The sequence below is a fragment of the Chengkuizengella sediminis genome (genome assembly GCF_010078385.1).
Taxonomy (GTDB): domain Bacteria; phylum Bacillota; class Bacilli; order Paenibacillales; family KCTC-33759; genus Chengkuizengella; species Chengkuizengella sediminis.
The window spans coordinates 16576-39940 of the sequence record NZ_SIJC01000003.1; the positions used below are offsets into that span (position 1 = coordinate 16576).

Here is a 23365-nt window from a genome sequence, read left to right on the forward strand (position 1 = left end):
AAAAAATGCAAGTATTAAACTATTCTATGGCAGTCCAAGTAAATGGAACGGTATTATTTAAAAAGGCAGAGTTGCCCGCCCCCGCATGTGCAAAGTAAAAACCATTTGATGTTGGATAAAAAGAGGTTATGTTCAATGTCACTTCTCTATAGATTGGTTCTTGCCATCTATCATCCCATTCTTCATATACATACTTGCCCTGAGAGAGCACAAATAGATTGCTAGAAATATAAACAGCATCTCCTCCGTCCACTCTTTTTTCAAAGGGTCCTCCAACAAAAGTAGAGCCTCCAACGATTTTAAGAATGGTAGGAGCAAATGGTAGATTTGATATCGTTACATTATCCGTTGTAGAATAACCTATATTTAAATTTACTGTACCTGTAGCCCACTGTTTTCTGTTAGAAGTTCCTGTCATTTTATTACCATTGACATATGCCGTTTTTCCACTAACGATATCACTTGATGTAGCCGTAGCATCACTAGTAAACGAACCAGATACACCAAAAATATTTTTACCTACTTTAATACTAGCTGCGGTGAGATCAGCATCTCCTACTACGTATCCAGAGCCACTATGATATCCTGATGAGATGCTTTGATTCGATGTACTTGGTGTAATCACCAAACTCCCTCGATTGGACATGGTTCCTATTACCTTAGATCCATTCACATATGCTGTTTTCCCTGTTAAAATATTAGATGTTACCGCAGTAGCATCCCCTGTATCCACTACATCGGATGCTCCATTCACTCCAAATAGGCTAATCCCTTTTTTGATATTCTCACTTTTCAGGTCAGCGTCTCCACTTACGTATCCTGATCCGCTATGGTATCCTTCTGGAATGCTTTGATTGGATGTACTCGGTGTATAAGTCATCGCACCACGAATGGGCATGTTTCCTGTAATTTTAGATCCATTGACATAAGCAGTTGTACCAAGTAGGAGATTGGCAACTACGGCTGTGGCATCTCCTGTATCCACTACATCCGATGCTCCATTCACTCCAAAGATACTAACCCCTTTTTTGATATTCTCACTTTTCAGATCAGCATCTCCTATTACTTGTCCTGATCCACTATGATATCCTTCTGATATGGTTTGATTGGATGTACTTGGTGTTAGCACCACACTTCCACGATTGGGCATGATCCCTGTCCTTTTTACTCCACCTTGGTAAAATGTTGTTCCTGTAAGTACATTTCCGATTGAAGCTGTAGCGTCATCTGATATATTGCGTATAGCTGCTGCCAATTGTGCAAAGGTATAATGTCCAAAAGCACTTTGTCTCATGTCAGTAATAGCGGCAGCTAGCGTGGTCTTTCCATCACTGACAGATTGAAAAAGCTCTGATAAAGCTCCTTCGACATTTTCAGATGAAAACTCTCCATCCACATCTTCAATGGTAATATTTTCAGCAGTCAGTTGAATAGAAGATACTTTTTGATCTGTATAAGTCTTGGCATTTTCTTCAGCTAAATCTGCTTTCTCTTGTGCACCTGAGGGTGTTTCTTTGGCATTCCAAGCACTGCGCTCATTCGCTGTAATGTGCTGTGTCGTATTCATTACATGGGAATCTAGCTCTTCTTTAGTGGCTGCATTCTCGTCAATAATATCCCAGTTTTCATTAAAAGATTCACGAGAGACGTTTTCATTTCCCAACGGTTTATTGATTCCTAGGTTTGGTGTTACGTCTGGCATTCTCAACTTCCTCCTTTATACAGCTGCTTTATCCAGCACAATGTATTTTTGATTATTACTAATCGAGGCAACAATGACTCGATCTCCTACTTCAAGAGGTGATTCAATCGTGACCTCCACAGATTCACCAGTTACTTTTGCATCTAATGCTAATTTGGTGAAAGTAGTTTCACATGGTCCATGTGGGCTCGTACTTACAATATCGTGGCTTGTTACGTCTGTATCTAAAGTCATTTCTTGACTTTCTATTCGTAATATTCTTTTATGTTCAAGCAAGGGTTCAGCTACAATTAAATCTTCTTCTTCAAGGATAATTTTCATATTATCAACCTGAATTTTTAAAGGATCGGTAGATTTAATTGTTGCTAGTTCAATGTCAACCTCTTTGTTAAATCCGAATATTCTGAACATTTGGATGAGTTGACTATAGGCACTTCCTTCTAACCGTTCGATGTGAGTCCACCTCCACTATTCTCTATAGGTTTCAAACTGACCCCATGTACTATTTTTGCTATCTAACTCGTTCCAAGTTAGCATGTATATGTCTAAATCGTCCCAAGTCATATAGGTAAAGATATATTCAATACCAAGATGAGCAGGGATGATCTCTGCTAATGCTTGTTGAATATCTTCCAAGTTCGATGGTATGCCCAATTCTCCAATAAATGTGATGACAATTCTATAATCTTGAGGTACTTCTTCTACGGCTACTTCTCCATGTCCATATGATTCTGCTACTTCTTTTATTAATCTTACAGTAACGGTTCCGATGCCACGTAATTTAGATTTAACGACGGATCGACGCTCTTCGTATGATTTAGATTGATCTGTCACTAAGCCACATATACGCTCCCAATGATCTAATCCCCATGTTGCTGTCTCAATAAAGAATTGTTGAAGAACTTCATTAATCTCTTCGTTTAACCCCTCTATTTCTCCAGCTTCAAGTAGAGTCACATTTGTCCCTATCACAGATTCTTGATAGTATTTGGGTAAATAATCTAGCATCTGTTGCTCTATATCTCTATCAACTTCCACTAATCGTCACCTCACCTAAAACAGCCACTTCCCCATCTTCAATAGAGACATGGACATTGGACGTACCGCCATTAATGGTTAGTCCAACGTAATCTAACACTCCGTCTATTTCTAATATGGTACTGGCTATTTGTGAGTATCTAACAAAAGAATCACGATATGCTAAAGTAACAAGGTACTCTGTTACTTGCACTCTAATTTGTTCCGCAACTTGATCCATATCATAACCTTGATCTAATACAATAGAAGCATCAATCGTAATGCCAACTTCTGGTGCTCCAACAACAGTAACATCTGCCCCGACTGGGCGTGCCGATTCAATGTATTGCCTCACATTAGTAACAATGCTTTCGTCTGGTGCCGTTTTATCTGTTGAGAGAAGAATCACTTTTACTGTTCCATTGCCATTCCAAATCGGAACAACGATTGCATCTGAAATCCCTGAAATTTCTTTTGCCCACTCTAAATAATGATTGGCATTCCCACTTGTTGAGGGATTTTGTACACGTTCTAAATAACGACTCAGTAAATCTGCATCCGATTCTTCATTTACTCCATTATCAAATGATTCAGGATTCGCAACCTGAACAACCCCACTCAAATCTCCATAAACAAGGCTAATTTCACCAGCATCAACATTACCTAATGTACCACCTTCTTCAGCTTTAACAGCGATATCAATAGATCCATTCCCCTGATCAATGACCCCTTCTTCAATGGTCATAAAATAGATAGGATCGCTATCTACAGTCACTGCCGTTGAAATACGGACACCTTCTGGAATCGTAATTTCATTATCACTTGTAAAGGTAACCCTACCAGATGCTTGTAATTCAGAACGCCTCCCTACTCCCAACTCTCTACAACGCATGTCCAAATATTCACCATAGGTAGTATCAGCAAAGCCATATTTTAAAGCCAATTCTAGTTGAATATACGCTTGGGCAAGTTCAATGGCAGCTGGTGAGAGCAGATCATATGTGATAGAACCTTCACGTTGATCAATGGTTGCGGGTGATTTACTGAGCATGCGTTCCAAAATTACTTCTTTAGTTTCTGTTTCATATGCCACTATACTTTCACCTCCTGTTCTATCCTTCCATCTACCGTATCCACTTCAAAAGTGGCATAAAGTGCATCTCCCTTTCGAGAAATACTAAAATTAAGTACGGTCCGAATGCGATCATCATAAGAAATGGCTTCTTCAATCAGACGAGGGACTTCAGCATCCACCAACTCATGAGGAACATCTTGACCGATTAAATCCTCTAATTCACTCCCGTATTGATCAGTGTATATAAGGTATCGAAATCGCGGCGTTGAGAGTGACTTGCGTACATATTGCTTAACCGCTTCAATGCCATCAATATACCCCTTCATTTCTCCTGTATCAAAATCAAACTTATATGTCTTAGAAGGTTGGACTTTTTTTATAGTGGTATTCGTTTCTGTGGTTATTAATTCAGGTATAGGGCTTAAAGCCATTGGATTCACCACCTTTTTCATTTGATTAACTCAACTTATCCACCTTTAATCTCATACGATGTACCTTGTCTTGAAATGTATGAGTATCTGTCACTATGTGAAAATCACCTGATATCTTCGTCATGGTCTCAGATACATAAATCACTGATCCAGCTACCACCGCTTCATTTCCTAAGGCTTCAATCTCAGCTTCCTCGCTCACTTTACTCAAGTCTTTTAACATTTGATTTGCCAACTGTTGGGCTTGTGAAGTATTTTGATCCACATCGCTTTCCTCGATATGCTGCATTAAACCAACATTTTTAATTAAGGATTGATCTTCAACGATAGTTGCGATGGGTTGATCTTCAAGATCTCCACTAATCACTTTGACTTGATTTCGTACATCTTCAATGGACTCGGCATAGGATGCGTTTAAAATATTAAATCCATTTTGCAAGGCCCATTCGACTATATTCTTCTTGCGTTCAATGAGTTGTAACTTCCCCTCTTTCGAGAATAAAATAAAACGCCTGCCGATTTGTTTACTTGTCTCTGTTAAGGCGGTATTCATCATGTCCCAAAGGGTTTTATTACGCATAATGAATTTTGGAAAAACATATCCTGTATCTTCAATAGATCCAAAGGAAATTCCGAAGTCATTACATAACTGTTTGATGATTGAAGAGGCTGTCATATTGGTAAACTTCTTCGTATCTACATTCTTTGTTAGGTAAATATTTTCATCATAGGCTGTCACACTCATATTGCCATCTGCTTGAATAGAGTGCGAGAAGATCACTCCTCTAAATAATTCCTCGTCATCTTTTGAAAATTTCAAAAGTTTACCTTTCTCTATGAAAACGGTTTGTTCTTTCCCATTTGTTGTATTTGATAACTGAAGCTCCAATTTGCGAAATGCCTGCTTGCTATCTCCGGACCATGTAATGGAAGTAACTAACGGATCTAGGTACATATCATTGTTATACTGAACTTCTACTTTCATGATGGAATCACCAACTTTTGTCCTGGTCTAATCTGATTAGGATCAGGTCCGATGACATCGATGTTGGCACTGTGAATGTTTGTCCACAAACTCCCATCACCAAGTGTGGATTGAGCTATCTTCCACAGTGTATCCCCACTCTTCACAATGTAGTTACTTACCTGCTTTTTCGAACCTGGACGTGTTTCTTGTAGTTTGGATTCATCTGCTACTTTTTTAAAATTCAGAAATTGATACTCTTTTAGGGTCATACTATAATAGACGTCTCCTGGACTCCCTGCTTTTTCTTCATATTGAAAGGAGCGAATCGTAGCCAGTACATTGATTTTATCCGTTTCTCCTATCCCTTCAGTGACAATGAAACGCAATGGCTCTCCCGATTGTTGCCATGAGCGAATTTTTTTTACGGTTTGCCATGGGTCAGCCAACGCCTCATATTCACAATACACTGAGTGATAATCTCTCGGAAAAAAGGATGAAATTTGAAATTCTCTAAGCTGGTTATCGCCTATGACTGTGTATTCTCCAAATTGAGAAACTTGAACATCCGAATATTGATGACCACTTGTTACATCGATTCGATCTGGATTTACTGGTAATTGTATTTTTTCAGCTCCGTTATTAAATGTTAGCCAGAATTGCACAGTATCACCTCCTACACAAATGACATGCCTGCTATACGAAGTTTACGAACCATTGTATCCACTATTTTGTCTACGTCTTGCTCCATTTCGTCATTATTTCCTGTGTAATTTACCGTTATGTGAAATGTATTGTTGCTCGTCTGCAGCCCTAGATCACTACGTTCATCTGAATCATTTGAGTACATATTTGCAACATTGGAACGATATGGATTATGCGATTGTGGAACACCAACATTTTTATTTATATCACTACTGAAATCAAAGAAATCGAGTACCATTGCTATAAAACCCATATCTTTTGCCTCATTTAAGATCGATGTACCGAATACTTTTGTTTTATCCAAGATTGAGGAACCGAATTCTTGCACTTTTTCCATAGTAGACCGTCCTAAGTCCGTCATTTTAACTAGTTGATTAACTGCAACATTTTTTATTGAAGTAATACTTTCTTTCATCTCGTCCATATCTATCGTTGCTAGTTTCCCTCCAGCCCAAGAACCAAGAGCACCTCCGATAGTTGCTCCTATCGCAGTACCAACAACAGGGATGACTGAGCCAATGGTGCCACCTAGGGTAGCTCCAATCACACCACCTGCTGTTTCTCCAACGGCTTGTTTCTTATCTTTTGCGGTAACAATGTCTGCAGCACTTAACAATGTCCCAATAACCGGTATACGTTTTGTCGCTCCTTTAGCAACGGATTTAGCTCTTTTAACTAAATTAGAAGTATTGTTTGAAGTCACCTTGGTTAGTTGTTTATTGGATTTAGTTAGTTTATCTTGATTGGTTCCTATCCCATGGATTGCAGACGATATTCCATCACTACAACATGTACCTTCACCGTTACCTCCACCTACTAAATTTCCTATCATACCTCCAACCAAACCAGCAACACCTCTTCCTTTTCTTCTCTTTTTCCGGCTGGTTTTTTTAATGGGACGACCCTTCACTTTCTCAAATGATGGATTCTTGGTTTTTTTATTTAAAGGCTCTTTCGCCTTTTTCTTGGTCTTCTTGTTGTTTTTGGCAGTCTCTGATTCAGTTGCTGATTCAACAGGGTTCTTCCATATTTTTTTCAATTGCCCAGGAAGTTTTTTTGCTTGATCCCACGTTCCTTTCGCAGTCTCTGCAAATTTTTGGACACTAGCAAAGGTCGTTTTTAACGTTTGAGCAAAGGATGATACTTGATTCCAAGCCTCTTTTACAGTGGAGCCAAATGCAGAAGCTTCTTGCCAGGTTGCCATTATCTTATCTCCTACACTAGCTGAGCTTGACCAAATGCCTTGAACTTTATTTCCAAATTTCCCTGTTTCATTCCATGTTGCTTTCATCGTCTTGCCTACATTCTTCGCCTCGTTAAACGTCCTTTGAAGTGCTTTACTTACTTCCATGCCTTCTTTCCATGTGTTTTGTGCAGTTTTCCCAAATTGCCCAACCTTGGATAGGATTGATTTGGTTTTTTGCACAGTTTGAAGTGAATTGCTGACAAAGGTAAGGGTCTTTTGAAACACGGGTGTCAATTTCTCTTCTATCTTGTTAAGTGCGGTAACTTTGTTGGAAGATTCGTCTTCAGGGTTACTCCAGATCCCTTTAATAGACCCTGAAATCTCCTTATATTGACCCCATGCCCCTTTTGCCTTATCTGCATATTCTTCTACGTTTTTCAAAGAACCTTCTAATGTATCTACAAGACTTGTTGTTTGATTCCATGTTGATTTGATGCCTGAATCGGACCAAATGTCTTTCACTTGTTGACCAAAGTTCTCTGCCTCTTGCCATGACTTTATCATGGTGCTTCCAAAGCCTTGCGCTTCTTTAAACACATTTTGCAATGTACTTCCTAAATTCACTGTATCTTGCCAAGTATTTTGTGCTACATCACCAACATTTTGTACTTCAGTTATAGTGGATTTTACTTTCTCTACATTAGTATTCAATGCTTGTGATTGCACTTTCAAACGATCCATTATTTCAGTAGACTTATTGATCCATTGATTTGTTTGAGCAAACATGTTTGTTACTTTTTTATACACTTGGTCTACTGGCTTTATTAGTCTCTCATAGTGATCGATTGCTATGTTCAATTCTGCTGCCCTTGCCAATTCATTAACCTCCTTTCCTTAAGCGTTGCAAACGTTTCTGTTCTTTCTCTTCTTCTTCTAACTGCAATAACATTGAAGCAAAGATAAATCGTTGTGCTCCGATGGGTTTGGCATAGAGTTCATCAGGAGGCAGTCCATGACGCTGGAAAATGGTGTGAAATAAAAAGGGAACGCCACCTGATTTAATTAGTTTTTTATTTCTTCTATGCTCTCATCCTCATCAGCAAATCCAGACAACGCTAGTATTTCGTTTGATAGTTTTGCGATTTCTCCAGCTAACAAACGTTTTTGAATCACATCTATCGGTGTCGGTCCAAAAGCTTCTAATAACTGTCCATCTGTCCAATTTGGGATCAGACATGCTTTTTCAATCACTAATGCACCAAACTTTTCATCATCAACTTGCTTCTCCCCGCCTTTGACTGGAAAACTCGCCTGCTCACGAATTTTATTGATCGTTTTCCCATCTAATGCTTGGATATGAAAATGAAGATTAAAGCGCTTCATAAATATCTCTTTCTCAGGTCTTAAATCGGCATCTAATAAAGTACGTAATACAACTTCTGCATTCTTTATACTCTTCATCCACGTTTCATCCTCTCGTTTATATGGTTGAATGTTTTAAATATTGAAAAAGACGAGTCTAGGGAAAACTCGCCTTTTATTTTGATCAAATTCACTATGTTTCACTAATCGTATCTAACAGTTCATATCCAGTGAATGTGAATGGAAGTTCTTCTTCCACAATTGCACCCACTTCATAGTTAATCAGTGGAATATTGTCAAACTGTACACCTTTCAGACGTACACGATATGCACCGAATGATTCAGGGTCTTTTAATGCGAGAATGAGTTCTGTCACAAATACACCACTGCGATCATCAGCGATTTTCCCAATTTTCTCAATAAATTCTGTGGTTACTTTATAACCAGTCATGGTTCCACTTCCACTAAGTCCTGTTACTTTATGAGCAATCCAACGTGTTCCTGCGCGTTGAATTTCTTCCTTATTCAATTCCACTGTTGCTTCAGCACTCTTCATGTTTGTTAACCATTCACCATCATGCCATACTTCTCCAAAAGTACCGTTAATCGTACGAGTTGCATCTAATGCCATCTATAATCACCTTCACTTTCTTCTTATTCATTTTAAATGTTGATATTCAAGAAAATACGTTCCATAGAATCTAGCTCTCTATAGCTAATACGTAAGAAAACTGAATCACCTGCAGAAACACGATCTGGATCAAGCTCTACTAAAATGTCCGTTAATACATTAGAGTTTTCTAATGTTTCAAGATACGCCTTAATCGCTGAAATAAGTGCTTTCTGACCATCTTCATTGTTATCTAATTTACCAATATAAGAGTCAGCTGCAGTCTTTGCGATATCTGTTGCTACTGCTTGTCTTGCACCAATGGCTCTGATTTTACTTCCTAATGAAGTAATCCCCTGTTCAATTTTCACTTTATCTCCATCATGAACAAGAACGAGTGCACCATTTTCTAAAGCCGTTTTTACATCTGAATTTTTGTAACGAACATTCACATCATCCACGAACACTTGCGAATAAGTAATCGATTTATTAATGGCCGTTCCTGCAATAAGACCCGCAATATAAGGAGCAAATTGAGCTGATGTATATTCGCTATCCTCTTTTTTCACTCCGTTAATAAGGTGAACAATATAATCATCTCCATACTGCCTGGATACTGGAACAGTCGAATCATCACTGCGTCCTAATACTGCCAAGAAGTGTTTTCCTTCTTCTCTATTGCTTTCCACCCATGTTTGAATATTTGTCTGCTGTGTTGCATCTGCTTCACCATCGAATACAAACACATTAAATGGATAGGTATCCAGAACATCACGCATCGTAGCATAATCTGCTTCTTGTGGTGAATCTGGCATCGTGTAAACGAGTACCTCTTTTGCTCCACCTTGCAGAGCTAACTGAATGGATTGCACTCCTTCAGAATCAAATAATGGGTATGCTTCACTTTCTTTTTCTATAGAATATACTTTCCCAGTTTCTGCTGAACCACTGTAAGTTAATAGTGGGATCGCTACTGTTCCACGATTCCCCCCTTGAATTTGTGCTACTGCTGATTCTACAAAGTTTAAATATAATCCTGGTTGATTTGGTAAAGAGATTGGACTCCAAGTTCCTCCTGCCATCTCACATTCCTCCCTTATTTAATTGTCTATACGTATTGTGGATGTTACTCATCTTCTCAAAGGTTTTCTGTGGTAAAGAAATCGTCTCTGTTACAGTTAACACTCCAGTACATGATATATTTTCTCCTACAAGTGCAGGAGTGGTAAATGTAAATGATTCCACATGTATAGACTTCTGCTCTTCCGAATTTGAAAGAAATCTTTCTTCATATAATGCATTGCTTAATCGATCTACTTGTTCTAGAGTTTTCTCTGCAGATACATCTACATACTCTAGTTCAAATTGACATTGCTTAACATACTGATAAGGTGTTTGAAACCTTCGAGAATCCTCTTTGTGACGAATAATCATTGTCTCTGGATCTACTTCCTGAGCAAGTTTATGCCTCTCCACCTTTCTAGTAGGGGAGATAGTAAGCAAAAAACGCTCAATAATTTCAAAATATTCAATTATTAACACATTCTCATCCCCTGTGGGCAATAACCTTACCCCAACTCTTCATTCCTAGTTTTTCAATCTAAGATCTTGTTCCTGTTCCTATTCTTTTTTTACGACTCATTGCCAATGTAAATTACACGGTTACTCCTTCCTCATATTTTCACCTCCATCTACACAAAGCCAATAAAAAAAAGATCCCATCATATACTTGGCATCATCATTTTCGTGAAGCATTATTACTTGAAGTCTTTATAAGTAATGATGCTTATCATGAAATTTTTAAAACCGAGTAATGGAACCTTTTCTTTTTGTAATCATGATTCTAAAATGTAATTACTTTGGCATAAAGAGAGAGTTTGAACCGAGGAAAAATATACCCCCTTTTATTTATTTTTTTATATAAATCGCTCAACTAGAGCGGTATATAGGTACATTCGAGTCTATAAAAACAGGAGAACTGTGGAAGTGGTTGAAAAGTTCTGTCATTCATATTGAATATTTTCCTTATCTTTAAGTAAGTACTGTTTGATTGGACTTGGATTAGAAAAGTCATAGTAAAGAACGTTGGTTTTGCGTAATCGTTCCTGATCATTTTTCTCTCGAATCCACTCTTCTTTAGCAGTTCGTTTCCTACGTACAGGAGGATTGCATTTCGTATAATTGACATCCATCTCTTCAGCTAGAGTAATATTGTATTCACGTTGTTGTCGTAAATGAAACTGCCAACTGCTCATTATCGGATAATCTTCACGTTGTACCTTATAGGGATTAACATCTGTTAATTCCTCATATAGAATTAAATCAGCTAATTGTTGCAGCAAATGAGGGCTTAGGGAGTGCGAATCGTTTATTTCATGATGGTATGTCTCTATTATAGCTTCAATGCATCGTATCCTCTCTTCTCTCAATTGAACTTCATAACATGTATGATTAAATGTAAAGCTTTTCCCTTCTTTTAGACACCCTTTTAGCATGTCCACCATCTTGTCCAATTCATCCTTAATAGCTTTCAACGACATCACCCTCCCATCCATGTTCACATGAATTATGATCTGAGCAAATCTTAATCTCTACTTCGTTATAATTCCAACCCTTATACACTTGAGTAATCTTTGTTAGAGCACCTTGAAGATGAGAACTTACTTGCTTCTGTGATATTCCGAGAATTTCACTTGCTTGTTGTTGAGGAAACTGTCGGTATCCATATACTAAAATGAACGTTTGAGTTTGTCTTTTTGTTAAATCTGCTTGTTCAATCGCCGTATTCAAATCGAGTAAAATGTCGCTTGCTCTTGTATCCCCTTTATATCGCCGATTAGAAATAATAAATCGATCTTTTAATAATCTTCTTACACCTTTAATATCATCTAGCGAATAACTGACACGAAATTGTTTGTTATTACTAATCTTTTTTCCTTCTTCTATCTCTTTCATTAATTGTATTGTCATTTTTCTCATTTCCTCCCATTCTTGTCGCACATATTTTGTTTCGTTTATATACCGGACATTGATCATTTCGTTATGCATTGCTACAAATAACTAAATAAGTTGCAATACCTAAAGGTGATGGATTCTGCCAAGTATATATTGAGTAACAGGGGCAAATCTAATGGAAATGAGTCGATCAAATATAGGAACATTTGTTCTTATTATAAGTGCATTATTTTGTTTCGTCAACACATAAAGTAGAAATAGATGGAAAAGATGGTAAAACATATCGCTCTGATGTATCTACCAAAGTAAAAAAACTTAAGAGGGTGATTTTTTCCCCTCTTAAGTTTCAAACTATTGAAAATTAGTATTTTTTGATTTTTGTTTGGGAGTATTCCATTACTCCCAGTTTCCAAACGCTTAAATGATTTATTTTATTTGTTTTTTTGACCTTCTCCATATGCAGTTCCATAGCTTTCTATAAGAAGACCATAATTCGGCACTAATTCTGCATAAAGGGAAGCAAACTCTTCTGCATCTGATCGATTCCAAGTTCTCTGAACCTCAGCAACTACGGAAACCGTATCAACTGGAACAGCCCCAGCTTGAACCATACGAGCCATTGTAATGTCAGTTGACATATTACTTATTGTACCTGATGCGTCTAAAATATCATACACTGCATACCCTTCTGCTAAGGCACTTAAGGTTGGAAATGCCATACAAACATTTGTCCATGTACCAGCCATTATAAGTGTTTTCCTACCAGTTTCCTCCACAGCCTTCACAAAATTAGGGTTATCCCATGCATTGATCTCTCCGTTACGTGGTACATAAGTAGCATTAAGCATATTACTAACCTCTGGGATAAGAGGTCCATTCGGTCCTTCAGGAACTGAGGCTGTCGTGATAACGGGTATATCTGCGATTTGAGCTAACTTGGTAAGAGCTTTTACATTTCTCCTTAGTGTTGGAACATCTAAATCCTTGACCGTTTGGAATAAACCACTCTGATGGTCAATAAGAAGTAATACCGCATCATTTGGATCAATAAAGATTGTCTTCATGTGAATTCTCCTCCTAAAATACTTTTATTTTGTATAATTATCTCGAATTAAAATATCTTTAATTCAAGATAATTATATGATTACATTTCTCTAATGTCAACTTAAATTTCCCACAGTTAACAATATTCGGAAATTCAGAACTTAATTAAAGATCAAACCTTATAATTTCAGTCCATACCCATAAGTGAAGTTCACTTATGGGACTAAACATATATTCTAATTTATTTTATAACGAAGTACTCCTTCATGACTGTTTTCTGTACCATAATCAATGTAAAACCTATAGTCATTCTCTAAAACATAAGTTATTAGATAAGAATCATCTTCACCATCTAAACCTTCAAAAGGTTTTCCTCCTAATATTTCTTTTATCTGAGTAGGTGTCATATGAATATCTACATCAATGACTCTTACTAAATCCTCTGAATCAAAATAAAATGTACAGCCATTATATTTATAATATGTAGCATGCATTTCTCCAATAGTATCAGGCATTCCATGCGTCTTTAATATTTCTTGCTTAGACATACCTATTGAAACATCTACTCCTGGTAATTGACCTGATTTTGACTGATCTAAAAGGTTGGAATCTATAGTCAAATTACAACTAAGCTCAGAGAAAAATTTATATTTATTCATTTCTAATTGATCGATACGATCTAAATCTGTATATCCTGATAAGATTAGTATGTAAAGAAAAAAGGAGAGCATAGATCCTGATCTTGCTATCATAACATTCACCCCAAATACCAAAATATTTTTTCAAACTTAATTTATTCTTTTTACTTTGTACAAGTCTATGAAAGGTAGGGGGGAAACATGTTTAAAAATAGAGCTAAAGGAAAAAATAATAGATAAGTATAAGGAGGATGGATCAATCTCTCTATTTTGAGTACTTTGAAAAGCTATCTTCAAGCAAAAGAAAAAATGAGTCGAAATGAAAAAGAAGTCCAATTTACGATTGAAATTTTAAACCTCATTGAAAATCAAACTAAGGAATTTAAAAAAGATCCGAGTATTGGAGGGGATATTTCTCCAATGCTGGATCTTCTGGGTAAATGCTTTAGAGCATAAAACGCCCAATAAGCTAAAAGCTAATAGGCGTTTTTATCGATTATATAAAGGCAAAGTTTCCTTAAATAGACTCTCTTTGATTAAAGAAGGTCTATTTTTCACTAGATAATGAAAAAGCCTCCATTGTTTTTAAAATATACTCATCTTGTTTATGGTAATAAACGACATAACCTGTCGCATGACAGCTTAAAACATTTCTATTTGAATTTTTAAAGTACTTTAAAATACAACTGATATGTGTTAACCAACGCATTAACTATTAACTTTACAAAATCATCATTATCACCTGTTATATGAGCTTTATCTAGAACTGCATAGTATTGTGAACGTCCTTCCTTCTCAATAATGATAGGAGGATATCCATTTTTCATCAATTCAAGGTTTACCAATAACCTTGCTGTTCTCCCACTCCCATCAACAAAAGGGTGAATTTTCACAAATTCAATGTGTAAGATAGAGGCTGTTTCAATAGGATGCAGCTTCTGTGTGTCATACCACTTTTGTAATTCCTGCATTTGAATCGGAACATTTAATGCATCGGGAGGAATGTGTTTAGCCCCACTAATAATTACATTCTCTTTTCTATACACACCTGCATGCTCGTCATCAATTCCCTTTAAAATCAATCGGTGTATATTTTTCATTTGCCATTCTGATAATTTTTCATGATTTCGAACTATTTCTTCAACTAGTAATATGGCCTTTTTGTGATTGATAACTTCTAAATGTTCTTTAATCGTTTTTCCACCAACGGTAATTCCCTCTAGAGCAACTTTTGTTTCAGATAATGTTAATGTGTTTCCTTCAATTGCATTAGAATGGAAAGTCCACTCGAGCATCAAATGATCTCTCAAGCTTTTCAATGTAGTAGCAGGTAATGGTCGTTTAGTATCCAATTTTCTTTTCATTTCATCTACTGCTTCAAACATTTGATTCACCCCGACCGATGATTATTACTTACCTTAAGTTACTTCTCTAGTGAGCAATTAAATCCTTTTTTAAAACCTTTTTGTTCATTTTCTTTATGAGGACTTAAACCTTTAAATCAAATTAAATCCACCGTATAAGTCTCAGTTTTTTTGTTCATGTTTGTTTGAAAGGTTACTATAAGTAACGTACTGGATTCGGTATGAATGATCCCCTCATCAGTAAAGGCTTCATAATCAAATGGTAGAACCTCAAGCACAACATGTTTAAACATATCTTTTTCACTCATATTCAATTTGGCAAATGAATCAGATACAACTTCAGGTTTTTCAGCGATCCATTTCATGTAATGTGCATGCTGTTTTTTATCTAACGTTGGTTCCCACCAAATTTTACGTGGTTTATATTTATGGTTTAAAAAATAGTCTAGTTTCATCAGTCCTTCAATTACTTCTATACTTTTTGTGTTGCGATGTTTTAAAAATGACATTAACCTTGTAAATAAGTTTTCGAGCTGGTGACCAATTTTTTGCCAGCCTTGCTCTTCCCAATAATCACCGAATTCTTGGAAAAAATCAAAAGCAGAATCAAATTCATGTTGAATTAAATATTCCAAAGTATGATCCATACGATGTGCATTCCAGTATTTTTCTAATACGTCCTCTACTCTTTTAATCCGAACGATGTCTGAAAACGACATAATATCATTTTCTAACATTTCATATGGAGCCCGATCCATATACTTGTATCCGTGTTTATGGGCTGTATTACGCATCCCTGTTCCACGAAGCATTTTTAAAAAACCTAACTGCAATTCCTCTGGTCTTAATTCAAAAACATCATTAAAGGTTTTTCGAAATGAGGTGTAATCTTCTTTCGGCAATCCTGCAATTAAATCTAAATGCTGATCTATTTTTTTACTTTCCTTAACCTTTGTTACTGTTCTTGAAAGTTTTTCAAAGTTTTGACGTCTTTGGATTAAATCGTTTGTTTCATCATTTGTTGACTGTACACCAATCTCAAAACGAAAGATGCCTTCAGGTGCATTTTCAGATAAATAGTCAAGTACTTCTGGACGCATAATATCTGCAGTAATCTCAAACTGAAATACACACCCCTGATGATTTTCAATCAAAAACTCGAAAACCTCCATCGCATAATCTCTTTTAATGTTAAATGTTCGGTCTACGAATTTGATTAATTTAGCACCCGATTCAATTAAAAATAACAAATCCGCCTTCGTTCTTTCCATATCAAAATATCGTACACCAACCTCGATACTAGATAAACAAAATTGACAGCTGAAAGGACAACCTCTACTCGTTTCAAAATATACGATTCGATTAGTTATATTTGGCAAATCTTCTTGAAATCGATATGGGGTTGGAATCTCATTTAAAATTAATTTAGGTCGTGGAGGATTGATGACAACTTCCTCTTCTTTTCGATATGCAACACCATACACAAAATGATATTTTTGCTCGTTTTGTATTTCTGTTAATAAATGATGAAAAGTCTCTTCCCCTTCTCCCATCACGATAAAATCAACCTCTGGAATCCGCTTCATCCAATAATCTGTATCATAAGAAACTTCAGGTCCGCCTAATACAATTTTAAGCTCCGGTTTTATTTTCTTTAACATTTCAATTACAGTAATCGTCTCTTCAATGTTCCATATATAACAGGAGAAACCAATCACATCGACGTCTTTTTGGTAAAGATCAGACACAATGTTCATGACCGGATCTTTAATCGTAAATTCTGCCATCTGTATATCAAAATCTTTTTCACTAAATGCTTTTAAGTAACGTAATGCCAGACAAGTATGAATATATTTAGCATTTAATGTAGATACAGCCACTTTCATTTATATAAATACCCCAATTTCTATTCATTTTATTGCGTGCTTGTATTAATATTATTTTCGCCTAAAACATATGGTACCATTCTTTGAAACAAAAGCAATGATCTAGAACATTTTTACAAAGCAAAAGATGGAACGCGTACTTGACATAAACGATTTACTCTGATAAATTTGAATGAACGTTCAATCAAGAAAGGTGTAACACATTCAATGAAAAAAAATGACAGTGATACAAAACAAAAAATAGTAGATGCTGCATATAAAGTATTAGCAGAACAAGGATATGATAAAACCTCAATGAAGCAGATTGCCAAAGAAGCTGGCGTCGCTCAAGGGTTGATTAACTATTATTTTGAAAGCAAAGAAGACCTTTTATTTGAGTTGTTTCATGAAGAAAGCTGTAGATATAGTGAAGAGTTATCAAAGCTTTCTAATATTCCGATGTCAGATAAGTTTATTCATGAAGCGCTACAGGTTCCTAAACAGTTAGTACAGAACCAACCTGAGTGGCATCGTTTAAGATTTGAGTTATTTGCGATTGGCCTTCGTTCAAAAAGAGGAGCTCAAGAAATAACCCGAAGTTCAAAGATGGATCGCGAGCAGACGATAAATGAACTATCCAGACTTCCAATCAGTGAAGAACTAAACATAAAAGGATTAGCAAGAATTATTACCGCTGTGATGGATGGATTATCATTGCAAATGATGGTTGATCCAGAATTCGAAGCTGATTCAGCTTATGAAACATTTGCAAATATGCTCGAAACTTACTTGTCTAACAATAAATAAATTTTTTTAGCTTAAATTTGAATGAACGTTCAAACAATTGACTGTCTAAGTTTAAATTTTAGATAAAAATATAGAATACAAACAGGAGCGTGATGGAAAATGAATTCACCTTTATTTGAAGAGTTCACATTAAAAAATGGGTTGGTAATAAAAAATCGTATTGTAAAAGCTGCAATGAGTGAAGCCCTTGCCAATATTCACTTTCAACCGAATGAGAAAATATATAAATTGTATGAAAAATGGGCGGATGGAGGAGCAGGGATTGTGATCACTGGTCATGTGATGGTAGATCGGAAGGCTTTAGCAGAACCCAGAAATATCGTTGTAGAGAATGAGGATGTTCTTCCCTTTTTAGAAACGTGGGCAAAAAGAGGGACAAAAAACAATACGCAGCTTTGGATGCAATTAAATCATCCAGGTAAACAGACATTTAAAGGAATGACGGATAATTCCGTAGCTCCTTCGGCGATCCCATTAGAAGGAGACATCGGTCGTTTTGTTGCTCCACCAAGAGAATTAAAACATGAGGAGATATTAGACATTATTCAACGTTTTGGTTATAGTGCCAAACTTGCACAAAAAGCAGGTTTTTCGGGTGTTCAAATCCATGCTGCACACGGTTATCTGATTAGTCAGTTTTTATCTCCTAGACATAATCATCGCAAAGATGAATGGGGTGGTGATATTCATGGAAGAATGAAGTTTTTAATTGAAATTTATAGAGAAATACGTAATCAAACAACCGGAGATTTTCCTATTGCAGTAAAAATGAATTCAGCAGATTTCATGAAAGCTGGTTTTACGGAGGAAGAGTCTATCTATGTTGCTTCACACCTTGAAAAAGAAGGCGCTGACCTGTTAGAAATTTCAGGAGGGTCATATGAAAGCCCTCAAATGACAGGTCGTAATGTTAAGGAAAGCACTAAAAAAAGGGAAGCCTATTTTCTGGATTTTGCGGAAAAGCTCCGTCAATCCGTAAATATTCCTTTGTTAGTTACAGGTGGTTTTAGAAGCAAAGAAGGAATGGAAAATGCACTTCATTCTAAAGCAACTGATTTTATAGGTTTAGCCCGCCCTTTTGCTGTCAGCCCAGATCTACCGAATTTATTAAACCTAAACAAACTACAGAAAATAGATATTAAACCTAAACAAACAGGTATTAGACTTATAGATGATATTTCTTTACTGGAAACTACATGGTATGCACAACAAATAGAAAGAATAGGTTTAGGGAAAAGTGTAAGACCTAACTACCCAGTTTGGTTCTCATTGTTGCAAGCTATCTTTAAAAATGGGAAGGAAGTTTTTCAACTGCAAAGAGCAAAGTGATTGTATATATCATTAAGTAAAGTCTTCACTTAATTGACACACAAATATTATTTACACGAGTGCATAAACTATGTTATATTGGTAATGTTGTTAAAAAATGGTACATTATACATCTATTCTATCAAATATTGAATGGATGTATGTCCCATGGCAACAGTCCGTTATAAGAGGGAAATAACGGACTGTTGTTTTTTTAAGTATACTGCAGTAATAGGTTTTTATATCTTTTCTCAAAACAAATCATCACTCTTATAAAAATTGGAGTGATGATTTGTTTTATGTTTATTATTTAGTAATGAAGGTCATTTCGTTCTTTGCTGCTGAATCCTCGTAAACTTTCAAATTATCTTGAGTTAATGCTGGTTCAGTTCTACTGGAATCCAAATCATATTTCTCAGATAATTCATTTATTATTTCTTCTGTAATTTCATTTTCACTGTAACAGAAAAAATAGAAGGAAAAGAATGCGACTATTGGACTGAAATATCAAATTTCCAAATGGAAAAAATTGAAACTCATTTAAAAGTGTTCCGTAATTATAATTAAACGTCAAAAGATGTAGTTCTGTTAACAAAATTCACTAGGAGGTATGACAAATGACAAAAAGAAAAATGTTTATTACTTTATTGATCCTCTCAGGTCTTATTGTATCCTTAATTTATTTTATGACTAATTTCACAAATAAGGATAAGGAACAAAGAGAATTAATCGAAGCGTTTGCAGACCAGTTATACACAGTGGATATGAATGTTATGGACAATGTAACAGTTGAAAAATGGACAGAGTGGTTGGATGATTTTGAGCCATACTTTACATCAGAAGGATTTGATCAGTTTGCAAGATATAATCTTATGGGACTCTATATAAAAGCTGCTTCAACACAACAATTTAATATGAAAGTAGACGATAATGTTAAAATTGAACAATATTTTGAAGATATAGAAGATAATATGATCGGATATCAGGTTGAGGTTCCCTTGAAATTATATTATCCAAATAAAGATGAAGAAATTTTTATTAAAGTAAAAAGTTCAATAAATCTTATAAATGAAGATGGTAAGTGGAAGATAAAAAGTATAAGGTATATATTTTCTGATAGAGATAAGGAAATATTTATATATAATTAAATTTACATTTTCACCTTAAATAGTATTAAAAAGCAAATTGACCCTTATTTTTACAACATAATTAATTACAACAAAACATCACTCTAAAAATCAGAGTGATGTTTTGTTGTAATACTTGATAAATTATCTAGCTAAAAATATTTTTCCCGTAATAACCCAACCTCCCCCTCCATTGTATTTCCACCCTATCATTGTTATGATGTAAAGCAGAATAAATAATTAATACAAACCCAATTCAAATAAAAGTGTAAAACGGAGAGAAACGTCATGGAAAAGAATAAGAAAAAATTCATCACAACCTCTGCAGCCCAAGAATTAAAAACTGGTGAGATACTTGTTGTAACTATTAAAAGGATCGGTATTAATGGTGAAGGTGTAGGGTATTACAAGAGGAAGGCGGTTTTTATTGAAGGAGCTCTTCCTGATGAGGTTGTAAAAGCAAAAGTAGTACAAATTCAACCGAACTTTATCAGAGCAGAACTTGTAGAAATCGAGCAAAAATCAGAACATCGTGTGAAACCTCATTGTTCCATTTATGAAGAATGCGGAGGATGCCAGCTTCAGCATTTAGACTACAAAGAACAGTTAAATGTAAAAGAGGATATCATTCGAGAATCCTTCAATCGTTATACAGACAAAACCAAAATAAATATTCGACCTGTCATCGGAATGGAGGACCCTTGGGGTTATCGAAATAAAGCACAGTATCAGGTAGGTTTTCAAAAAGGTGCGGTACAGACTGGGCTTTATTCAACCCGCTCTCATCAGTTAGTGGACATTACAGGTTGCCCTATTCATCATCCAACGATCAATCATATTATTGAAGAAACAAAGAAAATTGTGCAAGAGCTACGGATTCCCATTTATGATGAAAAGAATAATAAGGGGATCTTAAAAACAATTGTGGTACGTACAGGTTTTAAGTCCAATGAAAATCAACTCACTTTAGTAACAATAAAAGAACAAGTTCCTAAGTTGGATCAACTTATCGAGTTAATTCGAGAAAATATTCCAGAAGTTACAACGATAGCCCAGAATATTAACTCTGCAAAAACATCCATTATTTTTGGAAGTAAAACTAATATCCTTTGGGGAAGAAGACAAATCAAAGAATCATTAGGAAATGTAAATTTCTCTCTATCACCAAGAGCATTTTTCCAATTGAATCCTGAGCAAACGATTAAACTTTACAACACAGTGAAAAAAGCCGCTGATATCAGAGGACATGAAAAAATTGTGGATGCTTATTGTGGAACAGGAACGATAAGTTTATGGTTAGCACCTTATGTAAAAGAGGTTCGTGGGATTGAAGAAATTCCTGAAGCCATCAATGATGCTAAAAAAAATGCAAAACTAAGTGGAATTGAAAACGCACAATTTTATGTAGGGAAATCTGAAAACTTACTGCCTAAATGGATGAATCAAGGATTTCGCCCTGATGTGATTGTTGTTGATCCTCCTCGTACTGGATGTGACTATAAACTACTCCAGTCAGTAGTAAGAGCAAAAACAAAAAAATTCATTTATGTTTCTTGTAATCCATCAACTTTAGCAAAAGATAGTTCATACCTATTAAGGAATGGTTACCACCTCAAATGGATTCAACCTGTAGATATGTTTCCTAATACATCACAAATTGAGAGTGTGGCTGTGTTTGTAAAAAAGTAATTCTCAATGTAGCAAATTCTTTTTATAAAATTAATTTATTCTTAAAGCTCAAGCATCGTTTTTGCTTGAGCTTTATTTCTGGTGATAAGTTAACCCCATTAAATCATGTTTGTAGACTCTAGTAAGATATTTATCTCAATACAACAAGGGAGGGCTCTAAATAAAATGGACTATTCCATAGATATCATAGCTTTATTCACAGAAATTATAGCTTGGAGTGTTATTGCAATATTGAGTGTTTTAAAACAAAAAAAATTGATAGTGTGCAGTGGTATCAAGATACTATTTTAATGAAAAAAGTGAAAGAGCGGATGCAAAGGATAGAATAATATCTCATCGTAAAAAGTATACAAGAGGAAAGTGATCGTTTAATAGTGTACGGAAGCTATAGAGGAAGGATATGTACAAAAATAATGCTACAAAAGTGAAGAGTACATGTAGCGTTAGATCACTATAATTATGTTATCTTTTTTTATAGACTGGGGTCAGAAAGAACTTATATTTTGGAACATTACCTCTTACAATTTGATTATATAAGTCCTTAATTTTTCTAGTAACAGGTCCTTCTTTGCCAGTTCCAATCGTTCTTTCATCTATTTGTACGACAGTTTTAATACCCGTTGCTGTACCAGTGATGAATACTTCATCAGCTGTATAAAGCTGTGACCTCACTAAACTTTTTATAATCGTTTTGATTCCAAACTCTTTTTCAGCTATTTTTATTACTGTATCACGAGTAATCCCTTTCAGGACATCGTCTGAAATAGGGGGTGTAAATAAAGTATTATTTTTCACAATAAAAATATTATCTGTTGGCGCTTCAACGACTTTGCCATCTTGATTTAGAAAGATGGCATCATCAAAACCAGCAAGCTGTGCTTCAGATGAAGCTAATGCGGAGTTCATATAAGCACCTGTAGCTTTTGCTTGTGGAGCAATGGCATTACTGCTATTTCGCCTCCAAGAAGAAATACTTAACTTTAAAATTTGCTTTCCAACATCAAGAGGCGTAGCAAAAATGAATACTCGATTAGAGGTATTGAATAAGGTAAGGGGGATGGAGTTTTCTCCATTAATACAAAGTGGACGTATATATACATCTTCCCTTATTTTATTTATTCGTAATAACTTAATAGTTGCACGAATTAATTCATCTACGGTAAACGGGACAAAGACGGTTACTATTTCCCCTGAATTTTCAAATCTTTTGTAATGATCTCTAACTCGAAATATAAATAATTGTTGTTTGTCTTCATTCCAAAAGGCTCTAATTCCTTCGAAGCATCCTAAACCATAATTTAATGCTTTATTTCTTGCATTGACAGTCGCTTTTTTCTCAGGTACAAATTTCCCTTGATCAAAAATCAACATGATGACAACCACTTCCATTTTTTATTTAATGTGCTATGTATGATATTAATATGAGGATAAGTGTACAATAGTTACAATTATAGGCGAAGCAGGTGAAGGAGGATGGTTTAGAAAGATGTGATCCACAAATTCAAATGGAAACAAA

At 35.6% G+C, this 23365-nt stretch carries 24 protein-coding genes; 5 read left to right on the forward strand and 19 right to left on the reverse strand.

What is annotated here, in order from left to right:
• Positions 1–19: 19 nt before the first annotated feature.
• The 16 genes from EPK97_RS07270 to EPK97_RS07345 form a co-directional block, all read right to left on the reverse strand.
• A complete protein-coding gene (locus tag EPK97_RS07270; protein ID WP_162035970.1) occupies positions 20–1702 on the reverse strand; it encodes a hypothetical protein in 1683 nt (560 codons plus the stop codon).
• Between the two features lie 15 nt (positions 1703–1717).
• On the reverse strand, positions 1718–2113 hold the full coding sequence (locus EPK97_RS07275) for a DUF2577 domain-containing protein (RefSeq protein WP_162035971.1): 396 nt from the start codon (positions 2111–2113) through the stop codon (positions 1718–1720).
• 57 nt (positions 2114–2170) lie between these two features.
• Complete coding sequence (locus EPK97_RS07280) at positions 2171–2740, reverse strand: YmfQ family protein (RefSeq protein ID WP_338075662.1); 570 nt, start codon at positions 2738–2740, stop codon at positions 2171–2173.
• Positions 2730–3812 (reverse strand): baseplate J/gp47 family protein, encoded by a 1083-nt coding sequence (locus EPK97_RS07285; protein ID WP_338075663.1) that lies wholly within the window; start codon positions 3810–3812, stop codon positions 2730–2732. The genes EPK97_RS07280 and EPK97_RS07285 overlap by 11 nt, the downstream gene beginning before the upstream one ends.
• Positions 3812–4246, reverse strand: a complete 435-nt coding sequence (locus EPK97_RS07290) for a DUF2634 domain-containing protein (RefSeq protein ID WP_240903727.1) — start codon at positions 4244–4246, stop codon at positions 3812–3814. Before EPK97_RS07290 ends, EPK97_RS07285 begins: the two co-directional genes overlap by 1 nt.
• A gap of 4 nt (positions 4247–4250) precedes the next feature.
• Entirely contained in the window at positions 4251–5210 is a 960-nt protein-coding gene (locus EPK97_RS07295) for an XkdQ/YqbQ family protein (RefSeq protein ID WP_162035972.1), read from the reverse strand.
• Positions 5207–5854, reverse strand: coding sequence for a LysM peptidoglycan-binding domain-containing protein (locus EPK97_RS22350; RefSeq protein ID WP_338075664.1), 648 nt, complete (start codon positions 5852–5854; stop codon positions 5207–5209). Before EPK97_RS22350 ends, EPK97_RS07295 begins: the two co-directional genes overlap by 4 nt.
• Before the next feature lie 11 nt (positions 5855–5865).
• Positions 5866–7956: a hypothetical protein gene (locus EPK97_RS07305; RefSeq protein ID WP_162035973.1), complete on the reverse strand. Its 2091-nt coding sequence runs from the start codon at positions 7954–7956 to the stop codon at positions 5866–5868.
• 186 nt (positions 7957–8142) lie between these two features.
• Positions 8143–8541 carry a phage tail assembly chaperone gene (locus EPK97_RS07310; protein WP_162035974.1) on the reverse strand — a complete coding sequence of 133 codons (399 nt, stop codon included), beginning with the start codon at positions 8539–8541 and terminating at the stop codon, positions 8143–8145.
• A 94-nt stretch (positions 8542–8635) separates the two neighbouring features.
• Entirely contained in the window at positions 8636–9073 is a 438-nt protein-coding gene (locus EPK97_RS07315) for a phage tail tube protein (protein WP_162035975.1), read from the reverse strand.
• Between the two features lie 32 nt (positions 9074–9105).
• Entirely contained in the window at positions 9106–10134 is a 1029-nt protein-coding gene (locus EPK97_RS07320; protein ID WP_162035976.1) for a phage tail sheath subtilisin-like domain-containing protein, read from the reverse strand.
• A gap of 1 nt (position 10135) precedes the next feature.
• Positions 10136–10594 carry a hypothetical protein gene (locus EPK97_RS07325; RefSeq protein WP_162035977.1) on the reverse strand — a complete coding sequence of 153 codons (459 nt, stop codon included), beginning with the start codon at positions 10592–10594 and terminating at the stop codon, positions 10136–10138.
• 461 nt (positions 10595–11055) lie between these two features.
• Positions 11056–11586, reverse strand: coding sequence for a hypothetical protein (locus tag EPK97_RS07330; protein WP_162035978.1), 531 nt, complete (start codon positions 11584–11586; stop codon positions 11056–11058).
• Positions 11573–12022 (reverse strand): sigma factor-like helix-turn-helix DNA-binding protein, encoded by a 450-nt coding sequence (locus EPK97_RS07335; protein WP_162035979.1) that lies wholly within the window; start codon positions 12020–12022, stop codon positions 11573–11575. The genes EPK97_RS07330 and EPK97_RS07335 overlap by 14 nt, the downstream gene beginning before the upstream one ends.
• A gap of 416 nt (positions 12023–12438) precedes the next feature.
• The gene (locus EPK97_RS07340) at positions 12439–13071 is read right to left on the reverse strand and encodes an isochorismatase family protein (RefSeq protein WP_162035980.1); all 633 of its coding nucleotides are present in this window, start codon (positions 13069–13071) and stop codon (positions 12439–12441) included.
• A gap of 216 nt (positions 13072–13287) precedes the next feature.
• Positions 13288–13803, reverse strand: coding sequence for a DUF4309 domain-containing protein (locus tag EPK97_RS07345; RefSeq protein WP_162035981.1), 516 nt, complete (start codon positions 13801–13803; stop codon positions 13288–13290).
• A 156-nt stretch (positions 13804–13959) separates the two neighbouring features.
• Here EPK97_RS07345 and EPK97_RS07350 point away from each other — a divergent pair, with 156 nt between their 5' ends.
• On the forward strand, positions 13960–14145 hold the full coding sequence (locus EPK97_RS07350; RefSeq protein ID WP_162035982.1) for a hypothetical protein: 186 nt from the start codon (positions 13960–13962) through the stop codon (positions 14143–14145).
• A 209-nt stretch (positions 14146–14354) separates the two neighbouring features.
• Here the strand turns inward: EPK97_RS07350 and EPK97_RS07355 are convergent, their stop codons facing one another.
• Positions 14355–15074 carry a Fic family protein gene (locus EPK97_RS07355; protein ID WP_162035983.1) on the reverse strand — a complete coding sequence of 240 codons (720 nt, stop codon included), beginning with the start codon at positions 15072–15074 and terminating at the stop codon, positions 14355–14357.
• Between the two features lie 116 nt (positions 15075–15190).
• Positions 15191–16939 (reverse strand): B12-binding domain-containing radical SAM protein, encoded by a 1749-nt coding sequence (locus tag EPK97_RS07360; protein WP_162035984.1) that lies wholly within the window; start codon positions 16937–16939, stop codon positions 15191–15193.
• A 207-nt stretch (positions 16940–17146) separates the two neighbouring features.
• Between EPK97_RS07360 and EPK97_RS07365 the strand changes: the two genes are divergently transcribed.
• The 4 genes from EPK97_RS07365 (at position 17147) to rlmD (ending at position 21849) form a co-directional block, all read left to right on the forward strand.
• Entirely contained in the window at positions 17147–17725 is a 579-nt protein-coding gene (locus EPK97_RS07365; RefSeq protein WP_162035985.1) for a TetR/AcrR family transcriptional regulator, read from the forward strand.
• Positions 17726–17824: 99 nt separating this feature from the next.
• The gene (locus EPK97_RS07370) at positions 17825–19054 is read left to right on the forward strand and encodes an NADH:flavin oxidoreductase/NADH oxidase family protein (RefSeq protein ID WP_162035986.1); all 1230 of its coding nucleotides are present in this window, start codon (positions 17825–17827) and stop codon (positions 19052–19054) included.
• A 596-nt stretch (positions 19055–19650) separates the two neighbouring features.
• Positions 19651–20181, forward strand: coding sequence for a hypothetical protein (locus tag EPK97_RS07375; RefSeq protein WP_162035987.1), 531 nt, complete (start codon positions 19651–19653; stop codon positions 20179–20181).
• Positions 20182–20448: 267 nt separating this feature from the next.
• On the forward strand, positions 20449–21849 hold the full coding sequence (rlmD, locus tag EPK97_RS07380; RefSeq protein ID WP_162035988.1) for a 23S rRNA (uracil(1939)-C(5))-methyltransferase RlmD: 1401 nt from the start codon (positions 20449–20451) through the stop codon (positions 21847–21849).
• A 462-nt stretch (positions 21850–22311) separates the two neighbouring features.
• Here the strand turns inward: rlmD and EPK97_RS07385 are convergent, their stop codons facing one another.
• Positions 22312–23220 (reverse strand): branched-chain amino acid transaminase, encoded by a 909-nt coding sequence (locus EPK97_RS07385; RefSeq protein WP_240903728.1) that lies wholly within the window; start codon positions 23218–23220, stop codon positions 22312–22314.
• Between the last annotated feature and the right edge of the window lie 145 nt (positions 23221–23365).

What these genes read in the sequence shown, in the direction of transcription:
- EPK97_RS07385 (WP_240903728.1), bottom strand. Translation starts at nt 23,220, where the DNA reads ATGTTGATTTTTGATCAAGGGAAATTTGTACCTGAGAAAAAAGCGACT.
- EPK97_RS07340 (WP_162035980.1), bottom strand. Translation starts at nt 13,071, where the DNA reads ATGAAGACAATCTTTATTGATCCAAATGATGCGGTATTACTTCTTATT.
- EPK97_RS07360 (WP_162035984.1), bottom strand. Translation starts at nt 16,939, where the DNA reads ATGAAAGTGGCTGTATCTACATTAAATGCTAAATATATTCATACTTGT.
- EPK97_RS07355 (WP_162035983.1), bottom strand. Translation starts at nt 15,074, where the DNA reads ATGTTTGAAGCAGTAGATGAAATGAAAAGAAAATTGGATACTAAACGA.
- rlmD (WP_162035988.1), top strand. Translation starts at nt 20,449, where the DNA reads ATGGAAAAGAATAAGAAAAAATTCATCACAACCTCTGCAGCCCAAGAA.
- EPK97_RS07345 (WP_162035981.1), bottom strand. Translation starts at nt 13,803, where the DNA reads ATGATAGCAAGATCAGGATCTATGCTCTCCTTTTTTCTTTACATACTA.
- EPK97_RS07290 (WP_240903727.1), bottom strand. Translation starts at nt 4,246, where the DNA reads ATGAAAAAGGTGGTGAATCCAATGGCTTTAAGCCCTATACCTGAATTA.
- EPK97_RS07295 (WP_162035972.1), bottom strand. Translation starts at nt 5,210, where the DNA reads ATGAAAGTAGAAGTTCAGTATAACAATGATATGTACCTAGATCCGTTA.
- EPK97_RS07320 (WP_162035976.1), bottom strand. Translation starts at nt 10,134, where the DNA reads ATGGCAGGAGGAACTTGGAGTCCAATCTCTTTACCAAATCAACCAGGA.
- EPK97_RS07335 (WP_162035979.1), bottom strand. Translation starts at nt 12,022, where the DNA reads ATGACAATACAATTAATGAAAGAGATAGAAGAAGGAAAAAAGATTAGT.
- EPK97_RS07270 (WP_162035970.1), bottom strand. Translation starts at nt 1,702, where the DNA reads ATGCCAGACGTAACACCAAACCTAGGAATCAATAAACCGTTGGGAAAT.
- EPK97_RS07365 (WP_162035985.1), top strand. Translation starts at nt 17,147, where the DNA reads ATGAAAAAAAATGACAGTGATACAAAACAAAAAATAGTAGATGCTGCA.
- EPK97_RS07370 (WP_162035986.1), top strand. Translation starts at nt 17,825, where the DNA reads ATGAATTCACCTTTATTTGAAGAGTTCACATTAAAAAATGGGTTGGTA.
- EPK97_RS07375 (WP_162035987.1), top strand. Translation starts at nt 19,651, where the DNA reads ATGACAAAAAGAAAAATGTTTATTACTTTATTGATCCTCTCAGGTCTT.
- EPK97_RS07275 (WP_162035971.1), bottom strand. Translation starts at nt 2,113, where the DNA reads ATGTTCAGAATATTCGGATTTAACAAAGAGGTTGACATTGAACTAGCA.
- EPK97_RS07315 (WP_162035975.1), bottom strand. Translation starts at nt 9,073, where the DNA reads ATGGCATTAGATGCAACTCGTACGATTAACGGTACTTTTGGAGAAGTA.
- EPK97_RS07310 (WP_162035974.1), bottom strand. Translation starts at nt 8,541, where the DNA reads ATGAAGAGTATAAAGAATGCAGAAGTTGTATTACGTACTTTATTAGAT.